Origin of the sequence: Nonomuraea sp. NPDC049784 (genome assembly GCF_040659615.1) — a bacterium.
GTDB lineage: Bacteria > Actinomycetota > Actinomycetes > Streptosporangiales > Streptosporangiaceae > Nonomuraea.
The window spans coordinates 1-14,487 of record NZ_JBFAMX010000251.1 but is presented as its reverse complement, the minus strand read 5'-3'; the positions used below and the strand labels follow the sequence as shown (position 1 = coordinate 14,487).

General features: G+C 69.8%; 14 protein-coding genes. 8 read left to right on the top strand and 6 right to left on the bottom strand.

Annotated features, from left to right (window positions below; genetic code table 11):
- Window positions 1–50: 50 nt before the first annotated feature.
- Window positions 51–1,013 carry a DUF3616 domain-containing protein gene (locus AB0J09_RS36320; protein WP_360701076.1) on the bottom strand — a complete coding sequence of 321 codons (963 nt, stop codon included), beginning with the start codon at window positions 1,011–1,013 and terminating at the stop codon, window positions 51–53.
- Window positions 1,014–1,183: 170 nt separating this feature from the next.
- Here AB0J09_RS36320 and AB0J09_RS36315 point away from each other — a divergent pair, with 170 nt between their 5' ends.
- From AB0J09_RS36315 to AB0J09_RS36290, 6 genes are all read left to right on the top strand, one after another.
- Window positions 1,184–1,927 carry a hypothetical protein gene (locus AB0J09_RS36315; RefSeq protein WP_360701073.1) on the top strand — a complete coding sequence of 248 codons (744 nt, stop codon included), beginning with the start codon at window positions 1,184–1,186 and terminating at the stop codon, window positions 1,925–1,927.
- 36 nt (window positions 1,928–1,963) lie between these two features.
- Window positions 1,964–3,904, top strand: coding sequence for an ATP-dependent zinc metalloprotease FtsH (gene ftsH, locus AB0J09_RS36310; protein ID WP_360701071.1), 1,941 nt, complete (start codon window positions 1,964–1,966; stop codon window positions 3,902–3,904).
- Between the two features lie 96 nt (window positions 3,905–4,000).
- Window positions 4,001–4,639: a DUF937 domain-containing protein gene (locus AB0J09_RS36305; protein ID WP_360701068.1), complete on the top strand. Its 639-nt coding sequence runs from the start codon at window positions 4,001–4,003 to the stop codon at window positions 4,637–4,639.
- Window positions 4,640–4,666: 27 nt separating this feature from the next.
- Window positions 4,667–5,248 (top strand): nucleoside triphosphate pyrophosphatase, encoded by a 582-nt coding sequence (locus tag AB0J09_RS36300; protein ID WP_360701065.1) that lies wholly within the window; start codon window positions 4,667–4,669, stop codon window positions 5,246–5,248.
- 10 nt (window positions 5,249–5,258) lie between these two features.
- The gene (locus tag AB0J09_RS36295; RefSeq protein WP_360701062.1) at window positions 5,259–5,993 is read left to right on the top strand and encodes an EI24 domain-containing protein; all 735 of its coding nucleotides are present in this window, start codon (window positions 5,259–5,261) and stop codon (window positions 5,991–5,993) included.
- Between the two features lie 347 nt (window positions 5,994–6,340).
- A complete protein-coding gene (locus AB0J09_RS36290; protein WP_360701060.1) occupies window positions 6,341–7,471 on the top strand; it encodes a DUF4192 domain-containing protein in 1,131 nt (376 codons plus the stop codon).
- Window positions 7,472–7,873: 402 nt separating this feature from the next.
- Here AB0J09_RS36290 and AB0J09_RS36285 read toward each other — a convergent pair whose 3' ends face one another.
- On the bottom strand, window positions 7,874–8,218 hold the full coding sequence (locus AB0J09_RS36285) for a hypothetical protein (protein ID WP_344989334.1): 345 nt from the start codon (window positions 8,216–8,218) through the stop codon (window positions 7,874–7,876).
- Between the two features lie 135 nt (window positions 8,219–8,353).
- On the opposite strand from AB0J09_RS36285, the gene AB0J09_RS36280 reads away from it, so the two are divergent.
- A complete protein-coding gene (locus AB0J09_RS36280; RefSeq protein ID WP_360701057.1) occupies window positions 8,354–8,947 on the top strand; it encodes a DUF1707 and DUF4870 domain-containing protein in 594 nt (197 codons plus the stop codon).
- A 412-nt stretch (window positions 8,948–9,359) separates the two neighbouring features.
- On the opposite strand, the gene AB0J09_RS36275 is transcribed toward AB0J09_RS36280, so the two are convergent.
- The 3 genes from AB0J09_RS36275 to AB0J09_RS36265 all read right to left on the bottom strand — a co-directional run bounded on the left by AB0J09_RS36275 (window position 9,360) and on the right by AB0J09_RS36265 (window position 12,838).
- Complete coding sequence (locus AB0J09_RS36275) at window positions 9,360–10,076, bottom strand: septal ring lytic transglycosylase RlpA family protein (protein ID WP_360701056.1); 717 nt, start codon at window positions 10,074–10,076, stop codon at window positions 9,360–9,362.
- A 668-nt stretch (window positions 10,077–10,744) separates the two neighbouring features.
- Window positions 10,745–12,268: an ATP-dependent DNA ligase gene (locus AB0J09_RS36270; protein ID WP_360701053.1), complete on the bottom strand. Its 1,524-nt coding sequence runs from the start codon at window positions 12,266–12,268 to the stop codon at window positions 10,745–10,747.
- Window positions 12,269–12,463: 195 nt separating this feature from the next.
- Window positions 12,464–12,838 carry an FKBP-type peptidyl-prolyl cis-trans isomerase gene (locus AB0J09_RS36265; protein ID WP_360701050.1) on the bottom strand — a complete coding sequence of 125 codons (375 nt, stop codon included), beginning with the start codon at window positions 12,836–12,838 and terminating at the stop codon, window positions 12,464–12,466.
- 71 nt (window positions 12,839–12,909) lie between these two features.
- Here AB0J09_RS36265 and AB0J09_RS36260 point away from each other — a divergent pair, with 71 nt between their 5' ends.
- Complete coding sequence (locus AB0J09_RS36260; RefSeq protein ID WP_360701047.1) at window positions 12,910–13,665, top strand: SDR family oxidoreductase; 756 nt, start codon at window positions 12,910–12,912, stop codon at window positions 13,663–13,665.
- Here the strand turns inward: AB0J09_RS36260 and AB0J09_RS36255 are convergent.
- The coding region (locus tag AB0J09_RS36255; protein WP_360701044.1) for an IMP dehydrogenase at window positions 13,666–14,487 on the bottom strand (822 nt) is incomplete at its 5' end. It abuts the gene before it with no gap.

Genomic DNA, 14,487 nt, shown 5'->3' with positions numbered 1-14,487 from the left:
GGGCTCGTGCACGTTCGTGGCGGACGCGCCCTGGCTCAAGGGGCGAGTGGCTAGATCGTGAAGACGTCCGCCAGCACGCCGCCCGCCGGGGTGATCCGCGCGGGCGACGGGCTGTCGTAGACGACCATGAGCCTGCCGTCGTCCAGCCGTACCAGCCCTTCCGGATGGTCGCACCCGACGCCGTAGGGCAGCTCGATCACCGTCTCCAGCTCGTCCTCGGGAACGACCTCCTGGCGCTTGCCGCCGGGCCGCCAGCGCACGACACGTACGGGACCGTCGAGGTCCATGGTCGGCCCGGCGAGTATGAGCAGCGAGTCGCCGTCCGGGCACAGGTCCCGCGCGCCCAGCCCGCCCAGGTCCAGGAAGTGCTTGCGGTACGGCTCCCGCAGCCGTAGCCGCCCCTTGCCCGCGTCGTCGAGCCGCAGCTCCAGCACCACCGCCCAGCCCCGCAGCACGGGACCGCGCAGCCCGATGTAGACCTGCTCGGACACGACGGCGATGCCCTCGACGTCGAGCCCGTTGTCCTTGCCGGGCAGCTCGAGGAACGGCGCCAGGTGCCGGTCGTCGCGCAGGTGCGTGGTCAGGTTGTCCTTGCCCGACAGGACCGTTCCAGTGCCGGGGACCTCGTCGTGGAGGGGCAGGCGGACCAGGATGAACCGGTTCTCCTCCCTGACCACCGTGGCCAGCCGGTAGGCGGCCTTCTCCGGGTCCTTCGACTTGACCTTCTTGCGCTTGAGGCTGTGCGAGCCGACCAGCCAGAGATGGCCGTCCGCCCGCGCCAGGCCCTCGATGTCGGCCTCGTCCTCGGGGCCCGCGGGAAGGCTGACGTAGTCAGCCAGGGAGAACGTGCGCTGGGCGCCGTAGTGGTCGCCCGTCCACGCCAGATGCTCGAAGGTCGCGGTCTCGTCGCCGGCCACCCAGAGGCCGGTGGAGCTCTGCCGGATCGCCGAGAGGTTCGTGTGGGTCTGGGACGCCCGTGAGGCGTGGTCGAATCGCAGCTCAACCTGTTGCACGAAGCCATGATTGCACTTCGGTTGCTTCTAGGGCGCGATGGCGGGATATGTCGTACGCTCCGCTCGTGCTCGATGGGGAAGAAGAGATCAAGGGTTCCCAAGTGAGAACCACGGCGAGACCTGGAAACCCTGCTTCTCCGCCCAGACGCTCCCGCATCGGAGATCTCCGGATGCGGGTGGTGTATCGGGGGCTCGCCGTGGTCGCCGCAATCGCGGCCGCGGCCGTGACGCTGGTCGTTGTGCTCCCGTCAGGGCCGGACGAGGTCACGGCGGGGCCGGTAACCGCGCCGCCGGCCGCACCGTCCTCGTCCGGCCCCGCACCCTCCCCTGCCGCCACCGCGAAGGCTGTGCCTTCTCCCGGTTCGTCGCTCGCGCCGGGTTACACGGCCATGGAGGCCCTGTACGCCGACCCGCGCGTGCCCAAACTGACGCGCAAGGTCAAGCGGATGGCCCTGCCCAAGCCCTCTCGCCGGGTCGTCAAGGACGTGCGCACCGGGCTGGCCGTACCGGACCTGTCCAAGCCGTGGAAGACGTACGGTGCGGCGCCGTTCACCACCAAGCAGGTGCTCCCCAAGCAGCGCGGCACGAGCATGCGCGGCATCTTCGTCACCTGCCCGCTCCCGATCATGCGGCAGAAGTCCCCGCGCGACACGGCCCTGCTGGCCGCCCGCTGGACGCTCAACCACCACCCCCAGGGCTCCAGCATCACTTGGCTCGCCTCGCAGCCGGTCAAACACGGCTGGATGCTCATTTATCGGGTCAAATACGGGAAACACCAGTCGCGGGCGGCCGTCGTGATCATGGACGGGGGAATGAGTAAGCCGGGACTGGCGTTCGTCACAGTGCCTGACTCGCAGCGCAAGCAGTGGCGTGACATCGGCCGCGTGGTCGCCGGAGTGCGTGTTCTAGGCTAGAAAGATCATGTATGCGGCGATGTGGGGAGTGACGCCGTGGAACGCTCTGGAACGCCGCAGGCTCCGAAGAATGGCAAGGGCAAGCCGCCCTGGCGTTCGGAGGGCCTGCCCGGCACACCCGGAGGTCGGCCCAAGATCAATTGGTGGCGGTTCGTCGTCACCCTGCTCGTGGTGTACGCGGGCTTCTTCGTGGTGTCCTCGTTCGTCGACAGCGGATCCGTCGAGACGATCTCGTACACCGAGTTCACCAAGCAGGTGAACGCCAAGAACGTCAAGGACATCTACGCCCAGGGCCTGTCGGTCGAGGGCGACCTGAGGTCGGCGGCGAAGAATCCCGAGAGCAGTTCCACCTACACCAAGTTCGCGACCGAGATCCCGGCCTTCGCCAACACCGACCAGCTCGACCAGCAGCTCAACACCGGCCAGGTCGAGATCACCTCCAAGCCGCTCACACGCGGCTTCTTCTCCAACCTGCTGCTGTCGCTGCTGCCCGTGCTGCTGCTGGCCGGGCTGTGGATCTGGGTCATGCGCCGCGGCGCCAGCCTGATGGGCGGCGGGATCGGCGGGATCGGCAAGTCCAAGGCAGCCAAGCCGGTCGAGGCCGCGAAGGTGCGCGTCACGTTCGACGACGTCGCCGGCATCGACGAGGTGGAGAACGAGCTCGTCGAGATCGTCGACTACCTCAAGGACCCGGACAAGTACCGCAGGCTCGGCGCGAAGCTGCCCAAGGGCGTGCTGCTCGCGGGCCCTCCCGGCACCGGCAAGACGCTGCTGGCCAGGGCGGTCGCGGGCGAGGCCAAGGTGCCGTTCTTCTCGGCCAGCGCCTCGGAGTTCATCGAGATGATCGTCGGCGTCGGCGCCTCGCGAGTGCGTGACCTCTTCGAGGAGGCGCGGAAGGTGGCGCCGTCGATCGTGTTCATCGACGAGATCGACGCCATCGGCCGGGCCCGTGGCGGGGCCGGCGGCCTCGGCGGGCACGACGAGCGCGAGCAGACGCTCAACCAGATCCTCACCGAGATGGACGGCTTCTCGGGCGCCGAGGGCGTGATCGTCATCGGGGCCACGAACCGTCCCGAGGTCCTCGACCCGGCGCTGCTGCGTCCCGGGCGCTTCGACCGCACGGTCCAAGTGGGCCTGCCGGACGCCTCCGGCCGCACCGCGATCCTGGCGGTGCACACGCGCAGCGTGCCGCTGGACGGAGAGGTCAGCCTCGACCAGCTCGCCAAGACCACCCCCGGCATGACCGGCGCCGACCTCGCGAACCTCGTCAACGAGGCCGCCCTGCTCGCCGCCAAGCGTGGCAGGGAGAAGGTCGCGATGTCCGACTTCGCCGACGCGCTGGAGAAGCTGCAACTCGGCGCGGCCCGCAGCATCGTCATGCCGGAGGAAGAGCGCACAAGGACCGCCTTCCACGAGGCCGGGCACGCGCTGCTCGGCATGCTCCAGCCGGGCGCCGACCCGGTCAGGAAGATCTCGATCATCCCGCGCGGGCGGGCGCTCGGCGTCACGCTGTCCACCCCCGACACCGACCGGTACGCCTACGACGAGCAGTACCTGCGCGGGCGCATCACCGGCGCGCTCGGCGGGATGGCGGCCGAGCAGGTCGTGTACGGCGTCATCACCACGGGCGCCGAGAACGACCTGGAGCAGGTGACCATGATCGCCCGGGGCATGGTCGGGCGCTGGGGCATGTCGGAGAAGGTCGGCCCGCTGACCATCCTGCCCAACGACGGCCAGCAGCCGCAGGCATCGCCCGCGACGCTCGCCACCGTGGACGAGGAGGCGCGGCGGATCGTGGACGAGTGCTACGAGCGCGCGATCCAGATCCTCGGCGACAACCGCGACAAGCTCAACGCCATCGTGGAGGCCCTGCTCGAGCACGAGACGCTCGACGAGGCCAGCGCGTACGCGGCGGCGGGCCTGATCAGCTCCGCGTCCGCGCCGGAGGCCCAGCCTGCGGGTTTTTCCGAGAATTAGCGCAAATCGGGCGTTGGCTCGGTCCCGATCGGGGAACCCTCCCCAAACGACGATCGAGGGGCCTGACGATCGAGGGGCTTGACGATCGAGGGCCTGATGAATCGGGGGACTGTCGTGACGCTGAATGACGAGCTCCTCGCCGAGCTCGGAGACTCAGGACTGGAACAGATCGCCGGGATGCTCGGCACGGACACGACCACGGCCCGCGACGTGGTCCAGGCCGTGTCGGGCACCATCATCGGGGGCATGGCCCGCAACGCCCAGTACCCAGAGGGGGCCGAGGCCCTGCGCGGGGCGCTCGACGACCACGTCGACACCGACCCGTTCAGCGGCGACGTGGCCTCGCTGACCCGCGACGGGCACAACATCCTCGGCCACGTGCTGGGTGGCCAGGGGACGGAGCAGGCGGCGACTGGGTTGTCGCAGTTCGCCGGGATCGACTCGGGGACCCTCATCAAGCTGCTGCCCCTGATCGCCCCCATGATCATGTCCCTGCTCGCCAACCGGGCCGCGAGCCGCGACATGGACGCGGACGCCGTGGCCGACGACCTGAACAGCGAGCAGACGGCCATGCCCGGCGGTCTGAGCGACCTGATCGAGGGGCTGCTCGACACGATCTTCGGCGACGCCGTGCCGCAGCAGGGCGGGCCGTACGAGCCGGGTCTGCGTGCGGGCGGGCACGGGGCCCCGGACGGTCACGAGCTGGCGCCGGGGAGCTCCAACCCGGATTGGTGACGTCCTGGCCGCCGGTAGGCTGGTCAGGTGATCGTTCTGGCCTCAGCTTCCCCCGCACGCTTGACCCTCCTCCGCAGCGCCGGCCTCGACCCCAAGGTGATCGTCAGCGGCGTCGACGAGGAGTCGTTCTCCGCGCACAGCCCGGCGGCCCTCAGCCTGGTGCTGGCGAAGGCGAAGGCGGAGGCGGTCGCGAGCGGGCTGGACGAGGGCCTGGTCATCGGCTGCGACTCGATCCTCGAGCTCGACGGCCGCCCGTACGGCAAGCCCGCCACGCAGGAGGAGGCCGCCGCGCGGTGGCGGCTCATGCGGGGGCGCACGGGGCGCCTGGTGACGGGCCACTGCGTGATCGACGTCGCAGCCGGCAAGCAGGCGGCCCAGGTGGCCACCACCGTGGTGCGTTTCGGCCAGCCGTCCGACGAGGAGATCGCCGCATACGTCGCCACGGGAGAGCCGCTCAGCCTGGCGGGGGCGTTCAGCATCGATGGGCGCGGCGGGTGGTTCGTCGAGGGCATCGAGGGCGACCACGGCAACGTGCTCGGCATCTCGCTGCCGCTGGTGCGAGACCTGTTCGAGGAGCTCGGCTACGCGGTGACGTCGTTCTGGCGTTAGCCTGCCGGGCATGCGATCACTGCGCGACTTCACGTCCGGCGTCGGCTTCTTCTTCCAGGGGTTGGGGTGGGTCGCCAGGAACGGCCGGTGGTGGCTGTTCGGGCTGATCCCGGCGCTGATCGCCTTCGCCGTGTACGTGGTGGCGCTGATCTTCCTCGGCACGAACGCCACTGACGTGGCCACGTTCCTGACGCCGTTCGCGGATTCGTGGAGCTGGCGGGAGCTGTTCCGGACGCTGGTGGGGATCGCCCTGTTCCTCGGCGGGCTGGCGCTGGCCGTGCTGACGTTCACCGCGATCACCCTGGCGATCGGGGAGCCGTTCTACGAGCGGTTGTCGGCCGCGGCGGACGTGCTGGAGTCGGAGGACGAGCAGCCGTGGTGGCGTACGTTGCCGCGCTCGATCAGAGACAGCCTGGTCACCCTGTTCTACGTGCTCCTCTTCACTGTCCCGCTGTTCTTTCTCGGCTTCGTGCCCGTGGTGGGGCAGACGGTGGTGCCGGTGCTCGGAGCCATCGTTTCCGGATTTTTCCTGACAGTGGAGCTCACCACGCTGGCGCTGGAGCGGCGGGGGATGGCCCGCAAGGCACGTTTCGCGCTGCTGCGCGCGAACAAGGCCAGTGCGCTGGGGTTCGGGGTGGTGGTGTTCCTGCTGTTCCTGGTGCCGTTCGTGGCGGTCGTCGCGATGCCCGCCGCCGTCGCCGGCGCCGCCCTCCTCGTACGCACCCGCCTGGCCCCCGCTCCATAGCCCTCTGCCACCCCCTCACGGGCCACTTCCGCCGTCGGCGGGTGCCCACGCGTCACCCACTTCCGGCTGCCACGCCGGGGTTTCGCGTCACGGGAGTGACCGCGTCGGGGTGGTGCGTCGCGGGAGCAACCGCGTAGGGGTTCCACATCATGCGAGGCAAACACGCCTGGGCTGCACGGTGTGCGGGCCACCGATTCGGGGTCGCACCATGGGAGCCACGGCTTCGGGCCACACACCACGGAGGCCAGGAGCCGCTATCCACAACCCCGGCCACGCATGCCGCCCCTATCCCCAGAACCACGTTCGGCCCGACGCCCGGATGACCGCCCCGGGCACCCTAAGGGCCCATGACGACCAACCACCCCACCCCGACCTCCTCCCTCGCCACCACCTCCACCTCCACCTCCACCTTGGATCCGGAGCCTTGCCTCACCCTGACCACCCCCACCGACATCCTGGCCGCCGTGCCTTACCTCGTCGGCTTCCACCCGAAGTCCAGCCTCATCGTGATCGGTCTCGACCGCCGCCGGGCCAAGGTGGTGGCCAGGTGGGGCCTCCCGTTCCCGCCGGGTACCCTCACCGCCTTGGAGCCCGTCTTCGACCGGGAGGGCGTGACGGAGATCGTCATCGTCGGTTACGGCCCAGGAGAGCTGGTCACGCCGGCAGTAGACGAGGCGAGGCTCCTCGCGGCGAAGACCGAGGTCCACGTGGGCGAAGCACTACGAGCGCACGAGGGTCGCTACTGGTCCTACATCTGCGACCTGCCCACGTGCTGCCCGGCCGAAGGCACACCGTACGACCTGTCCACCAGCCAGATCGCCGCCGAGGCGACGGTGCGCGGCCTGGTGGCCCTCCCGGACCGCGAATCCCTGGAACGTACCATCGCTCCCATTACAGGTCCCGTACGCATGGCGATGCGCCGGGCCACAGCCGACGCGATCACAGGATTCCAGACCGGCCTGACAACCACCCCAAACCTCGGCACCTTCGCCACCCAGTACGTATCAGAGAGCCTGGCCAGGGTTCGCTCAGCCCTGCGAACCCACGAGGAGGGCGGCCGCCTGGACGACGCGGACGCCGCGGAGCTGGGCCTGGCCCTGGCGATCACCAGAGTCCGAGACGAGGCCTGGACTCTCATGCAAGATTCCCACGCACTCCTCTGGAAGGACCTGACCCGCAGGTTGGAGCCGCGCTTCACCCCACCAGCGGCATCCCTCCTGGCCATGGCCGCCTGGCGGGCGGGCAACAGCGTCCAGGCCACCATCGCCTTGGAACGCGCCCTGGCCATCGACCCCAGCTACTCGATGGCCAACCTCCTCATGCACGCCCTCCAGAACCTTCTCTCGCCCACCATCCTCCGGGGCCGCCTCCCCACCCCGGCCGAGCTCGACGCCGCCATGGGCCCGCCCCACCCGTCCTGGCTTGTGCCCCTGGTCAATCTGCTGGACGACGAGGACCCGCAGACCCCGCCCGACTGACCCCCGCAACCGCCGCCCGAGAAGCCCTCACCCCGACGCACCATTGCCCCACAGCCACGCCCATCGTGCGCCAGCACCATCCGACAACGTCACCAATCGACCGCATACCGCCCGAAGGCATCCAGAGGGCGTACGCACCGCGGATACCCGGCGAGCGGACTCATCCGAGACCCATCGAGATGCCCACTGGCCGGCTACATCGCGGCACCCGCCGAGCGGACTCATCGGAAACACTCACCAAGCGGACACAGCGCGAACACCCATCGGCCTAATGTGCGAGGACACCCACCCGGTGTAATCTCGCCAGTCGCCAGTCGCCAGTCGCCAGTCGCCAGTCGCCAGTCGCCAGTCGCCAGTCGCCAGTCGCCAGACGCGCCGGGGTTGGGTCGGGGTTCGGGTCGTCTACAGGGTGTCCTCCTCGCGGCGACGGCGCTCGTTGTAAGCGCGCATGCGCGGAGGATACCCAGTGAGTTGAACGTCGTACACCGGGAGGGCGAGGTCGCGAGCAACCTTGTGGATCACGGCGGGCGAGCCGACCCTGCGCCTGGTCCACTCGCCGTCGTCGGCGACCGCCACAGCGGTCGTGTCAGTGGCGAAAGTCTCGGGCTCGACGTAGAACTCGACGCCGCGCCGCGAACGGGCGAAAGCGATGAGCGCTTCGATGTCAGCGTCTGTCGCCTCGCGGTCGAACTTCGCGACCTTGGGGCCACGCAGCCGACGAATGCCGTAGCGGTCTCGCCATCTCATGAATCCTTTTTATACCGTCTGGAGCCGACGCGCGTCGGGGGTGATCTAGGGGACACATCCGGGATTCTCCCGATAGCACCGAGGGTTCCGGCGACGCACTATGAGAGGTGACTACCCGACTCACTAGGGAGAGGCATGGCGATTATGGCTGGGGTACCGAAAACCCCCGGGCCGGGACAGGTGCCGCCAGCTCATCTGCGCGTCACCAACCAGGACCGAGAGCACGTGGTCGAGCACGTCAAGACCGCTTACGCAGAGGGGCGCTTCGACAAGCTCGAGTTCGACGACCGGCTGGAGCGCGCGATGACGGCGCGCACGCACGGTGACCTGATGCCGATCATGACCGAGCTGTACGGCGCCCAAGCCGCGCCCCGGCTCGCTCCGCTCCCACCCCCGGTCCGCCCTGAGCGCGCACCGGAGAGCAACGAACGCCTCGGCGCCGCCGTCGGTCACCTGCTGATGGTCGTCGGCATCCCGATCGTCGGCCCGCTCATCCTGCTGCTCACCGGCGGCAAGACCTCGCCCTATATCCGGAGGCAGGCGCTCGAGGCGCTCAACTTCCAGATCACGGTGGTGGGGGCGACGGTCCTCCTGCCGTTCACTGTCATTGGCGTCGTGCTGCTGCCGGTCCTCTGGGTCGCGGCCGTCGTCCTCGCCATCGTCGGCGGCCTCTCGTCCTTGACGGAAGGCAACTTCCGCTATCCCCTGACGCTGCGCCTGGTGAAGTGATGTCACTGGTGAGGTGACGCCGCCCGCCCCAGCACGTGTATCCCACCACCCAGCGCGGGCGGGTACTGGCTCCTGCGCTTGGATCGCACTGCCCTGCTCGGGCGGGGTACTGGCTCCTGCATCGGGAGCACACTGCCCTGCTGGGGTGCTGGGTCGTGCGGTGGTGGTGCGTTGCCGGGTGGCGGGTCGCGCGTTGCCGGGTGCCGGCTCCTGCGCTGGGATCGCCCGCTGGTCGGGTGCTGGCTCCGGCTGATGGTGCGTTGCGCAGGGGGCCGCTGTCGAGTCGTGCGTTGGCCGGGGGACGGGTATTGGTTCCAGCGCTGATGGCGCGCTGCCCCGGCGCGGGTGCTGGGACTCCAGTCGTGGGTTCACACTGTGCCGGCGCGGTGCTGGGCGCAGGAGCCGATGGGTGTCAGCGGGACAGGACCTCGTACTTGACGCGCATCACTCCGGCGCTGGTGTTGCCAATGGCGGCGAAGGCGGCCTGTGAGAGGTCGAGGCAGCGGCCGCTCACGTACGGGCCGCGGTCGTTGATGCGGACAGTGATTGATTCGCCGTTGTTCGGGTTGGTGACGCGGACCTTGCTCCCCAGGGGGAGGGTCTTGTGGGCGGCGGTCATGGCCGAGGGGTCGAAGCGTTCGCCGCTGGCCGTCATTTGGGGTTCGCCGTAGTACGAGGCGCCGCAGGTTCCGGACGCGAGTACGCGGGTCTTCGGCTGGGGGGCCGGGGACTTTGTGCTCTTCAGGGTGGCCGCGGACTTGGTGGCCTTCGGGGTGGCCGCGGATTCGGTGGCCGGCTTGGAGTGGCTCGCCTCCGCGGACTTGGAGGTGTTCGGCCGGGCTGCCGCCGGGGACTCGGTGGTCTTCGGGTGGGGCGCCGCGGGCTTGGGGACCGGGGAGGGTGATTGGGGCGTTGCTGCCTGGCGGGCGGCTTCGTTCAGGGGCTTGGCCTGGGACGGGGTCGGGGCGGCCGCGGCGTGTTCGGGGGAGTCGGCGTTGCCGATGGCGGCCCAGGCGGTGGTGGAGGCGGCGGCTACGACGGCGGCGCCCGCTGCGATGACGATCCAGCGGCGCTTGCCTGCGGTGAGCCTGCCGTCCTGAGGGGATGGCTTGACGGAATGCTGACCCAAGGTAAACCACAGTCCTAGCTAGGGGATAGGGGAGGGAAAGGCCGCGCCCGAGGGGTTGAGGGCGTATATAGGCCGATCCGCAGGCGGGGATGGGGATCCCGCGCGATGGGGACGAACATATGTGACAAAGGGCAGGTAAAGGCAACTTAATGAGACATCCAGTGAAATATCTCACTTATGCCGCAAGATCGCCTATAACGCCCAACGTGTGCCGTGGATCTTCGGGATTCCGGGAAAACGCGAAAGAGCGGCTTGATCGGCCGGAATGCAATGTCGCCTTTGGTCGATCAAGCCGCTGATTGTTGGTGGGCCGTAATGATCTCCGGGTTGTTGCCGTTGGTCGGCGGTCTCGTGGCTACGGGTCGGCGCGGGTGTGCGGCGGCCGCCGCGGCCGCGGCCTGGACCCGGCCGTGCCTGGACTGGGGCATGCCTGGGCTCGGGCGTGCCTGGGCTCGGGTGGATATCGGGCCTGGGGCGTGCGATATCGGCCTGAGGCGTGCGATAGCGGGCCTCGGTGTGGATATTCGTACGTGCTGGCCGGGCGCGTGGCGCAGTCCGGCGGCCACGCCGCCGCGGCGTGGGCCTGGGCCTGTCGCGAGCTGAGGGTGAAAACCTTCGCCTCGCCGTGCCCCAGGCGGCCGACGTCGTCGCTGCGACCTCGGCGGCGGTCAGAACATCAGCGAGCGCACCGTCTCAACCGTGTCGGCATCTTCGACCCGCTTGTCCGGGCGGTAACGGAGGACCCGCGCGAAGCGGAGGGCCATGCCGCCGGGATAGCGCGGCGAGCGCTGGACCCCGTCGAAGGCGATCTCCACCACGATCTCGGGCCGCAACGTCACCGTCCACCGGTCGGTCGGCCCCTCGGCCAGCTCGAGGAAGCGCTCGGTCTGCCAGGCCAGCAGCTCGTCCGTCAGCCCCTTGAACGTCTTGCCGAGCATCACGAACCCACCGGCGGGGTCACGCGCCCCGAGGTGGAGGTTGGAGAGCTTGCCCTCGCGCCGACCGTGGCCCCATTCGGCGGCCAGGACCACCAGGTCGAGCGTGTGGCGCGGCTTGACCTTGATCCATCCGGCGCCTCGGCGGCCCGCCGCGTAGGGGGAGGCCAGGGACTTGACCACGAGGCCCTCGTGGCCCGCCTTCACCACGTCGGTGAAGAACTTCTCCGCCTCCGCCACGTCCCCCGTCACGAGCCGCGGCGTCAGCAGGCCCTGGGGGACCGCGCGCACCAGCGCCTCCTGGCGCTGTGAATAGGGCAGATCGAGCAGGTCGGCGCCGTCCACCCGCAGGGCGTCGAAGAAGAACACGCTCAGCGGTGTCTGCTCGCGCAGTTGCGCCACGTTGGTCTTGCTGGTGACGCGGCTCGCCGTCACCTGGAACGCGTGCGGCCGCCCGTCAGGCCGCAGCGCGAGCACCTCGCCGTCCAGCACGAGATCGTCGTACGGCATCTCGAGCACGGCCTCGACCAGCTCGGGGACCTGGGACGTGATGTCGTCGAGCGTGCGCGTGAAGACCTTCACCTCCGAGCCCGAGCGGTGGGCCTGCACGCGGATGCCGTCGAGCTTCCACTCGAGCGCCGCGGGGGCTCCGGCCTTCTCCAGCGCGGCCGCCACATTGGGCGCGCTGCCCGCCAGCATGGGCGAGACCGCCCGCCCCACCTCGAGCCGGAACGCGTGCAGCGCCTCGACCCCGCCGCTCAGCGCGGCCGCGCCCACGGCAGGAAGCCAGCCGCGCAGCGTGAGCGCGCGCCGCACGTCGGCCGACGGCGCGCCGGACGCCTTGGCCACCGCCTCGATCATGACGCCGTCGAGCGCGCCCTGCCGCAGCTCGCCGAACAACAACCGGCGCATGAACTGCTGCTCCTGGCTCGTCAGCCCCGCGAACAGCTCGCCCACCAGTGCCTTACGTGCCGCCTGCGAGCCCGGCCCGGAAACCGCCTTGATCCTGCTCAGCAGCTCATCGACGGCGCTCAGCGTGGCGGTGGCGGCCAGCTTGGGCTGGGGGATGTCCTCCAGCGTGCGCCAGCCCACGCCCACCTGCCGCTGGGGCAACTCACCCGAGAGGTACGCGATCGCGATCTCCGCCTCATCGGGGCCGACCCGGCCGAGCAGCTCCGCCAGATGGCCCACCTTGCCGAGACGGGCGGACGTGCGCGTCACCGCCTCGGAAACCCGGACCACGTCGATCAGAAGCACACGCCTATGGTGCCTCACGTCGCCGACATTTCCCCACCCGATATCGACCAAGTGTCTGCCTTGTTCCCGGCACGGCTCAGGTCGCCCTCAGGGGAGGCCAGGTCCGACGGGCAGGGGTCTTCTGCCACATATGACCGCGAAAGGGGGCGGGCCGCCGTAAGAGGCCGTAATGGGCGGCCCGCCCCGAGAGTGCCGCTAGCTCACGCCGAGCAGGTCGACGACGAAGATGAGCGTCTCGTTCGGCTTGATGCGCGCGCCGGCCCCCCGGCTGCCGTAACCGAGATGCGGCGGGATGATCAGCTTGCGTCGCCCGCCGACCTTCATGCCCGCGACCCCCCGGTCCCAGCCGGCGATGACGCGCCCACCGCCGAGGGGGAACTCGAACGCCTCGCCGCGGTTCCACGACGCGTCGAACTCCTCCCCGGTCGAGAACGCCACGCCGACGTAGTGGACGCGTACGTTGTGGCCGGGCTTGGCCTCCGGGCCGTCACCCACGGTCAGGTCGACGATCTCCAGATCGGCGGGCGGGTTGCCCTCGGGGAAGTCGATCTCGGGCTTTTCGAGTGCCACGAAGTGCTCCAGTTGACGATTGCTAACAATGAACCCGACGACTCTATGCGGTCGGGATATCGTCATCGTTCATGGCCGCCCTTTCTCCCGACGCGATTCTGCTCACCGATCGCGTGGCCGTGGTCACCGGGGCGGCCAGGGGCATCGGGCTGGCGATAGCCGAGGCGTTCGCCGCGTTCGGCGCCCACGTCGCCGTCTGCGACCGCGACAGGCCGAGCGCCGAGCTGGCGATGACCCTCGACGTACGCGACCACGTGGCGGTGGAGATCTTCGCCCAGGCCGTACGCGAGCGCTGGGGCCGCGTGGACGTGCTGGTCAACAACGCGGGTGGCACCTTCCACGCATCGTTCGCCGACACCTCGTCCCGCGGCGAGCAGATCCTCATCGAGGAGAACTTCACGCAGGTCACCGGCATGATCCGGCGGCTGCTGCCCATGATGCGGCCAGGCGCCTCGATCATCAACGTGACGTCGAGCGAGGCACATCAGGCCGCGCCGGGCTTCGCCGTGTACGCGGCGATGAAGGCGGGCCTGGAGAGCCTGACGAAGACGCTCGCCCTGGAGCTCGCTCCCAGGGGCATCAGGGTGAACGCGATCGCGCCCGACGCCGTCCAGACCGAAGGCGAGGCAGGCGTGCGCGAACGCATGCTGGCCCGCCCGCTGCCCTATGAGCCGGTACGCGTTCCGCCGCTCGGCCACCTCGGCGGACCTGGGGACGCCGCGGGCGCGGCCGTGTTCCTGGCCGGCGACCTGGCCAGATTCGTCACGGGGACGACGCTGCACGTGGACGGCGGGATCCACGCGGCCGGCGGCTGGCGGAGAACCTGACTACCAGCTCTGGTGCAGCGGCATCCCCTCGGCGTACCCGGACGAGCTCTGGACCCCGATGACGGCCTTCGCGTGGAAGTCCTCCAGGTTCGACGCCCCCGCGTAGGTGCACGCCGACCGCAGCCCCGCCACGATGCCGTCGATCTGGTCCTCCACGCTGGGCCGCTTCGGATCCAGGTACATGCGGGAGGTCGAGATGCCCTCCTCGAACAGCGCCTTCCTGGCCCGCTCGAACGCCGAGTCGTCGGCCGTTCTCAGCCGTACGGCCCGTGCGGAGGCCATGCCGAAGTTCTCCTTGTACTTGCGCCCGTTCGCGTCGGTGTGGGTGTCGCCGGGCGACTCGTACGTCCCCGCGAACCACGAGCCGATCATCACGTTCGACGCCCCCGCGGCCAGCGCCAGCGCCACGTCGCGCGGATGGCGCACGCCGCCGTCCGCCCACACGTGCCGCCCCAGCCGCCGGGCCTCGGCCGAGCACTCCAGCACGGCCGAGAACTGCGGCCGTCCGACCCCGGTCATCATCCGTGTGGTGCACATCGCGCCGGGCCCGACCCCGACCTTGACGATGTCGGCCCCCGCGTCCACGAGGTCGCGTACGCCCTCCGCCGTCACCACGTTGCCCGCCGCGACGGGCACCCCGGGATCGAGCGCCCTGACGGCGCGCAGAGCCGAGAGCATCTTCTCCTGGTGGCCGTGCGCGGTGTCGACGACCAGGCAGTCGACCCCGGCTTCCAGGAGTTCCTTGGCCTTGGCGACCACGTCGCCGTTCACACCGACCGCGGCCGCGATGCGCAGCCGCCCTTGGGCGTCGACCGCGGGCTG

Coding starts and splice junctions, on each gene's coding strand:
- AB0J09_RS36315 (WP_360701073.1), top strand. CDS start 1,184: ATGCGGGTGGTGTATCGGGGGCTCGCCGTGGTCGCCGCAATCGCGGCC.
- AB0J09_RS36305 (WP_360701068.1), top strand. CDS start 4,001: ATGAATCGGGGGACTGTCGTGACGCTGAATGACGAGCTCCTCGCCGAG.
- AB0J09_RS36295 (WP_360701062.1), top strand. CDS start 5,259: ATGCGATCACTGCGCGACTTCACGTCCGGCGTCGGCTTCTTCTTCCAG.
- AB0J09_RS36290 (WP_360701060.1), top strand. CDS start 6,341: ATGACGACCAACCACCCCACCCCGACCTCCTCCCTCGCCACCACCTCC.
- AB0J09_RS36285 (WP_344989334.1), bottom strand. CDS start 8,218: ATGAGATGGCGAGACCGCTACGGCATTCGTCGGCTGCGTGGCCCCAAG.
- AB0J09_RS36280 (WP_360701057.1), top strand. CDS start 8,354: ATGGCGATTATGGCTGGGGTACCGAAAACCCCCGGGCCGGGACAGGTG.
- AB0J09_RS36260 (WP_360701047.1), top strand. CDS start 12,910: ATGGCCGCCCTTTCTCCCGACGCGATTCTGCTCACCGATCGCGTGGCC.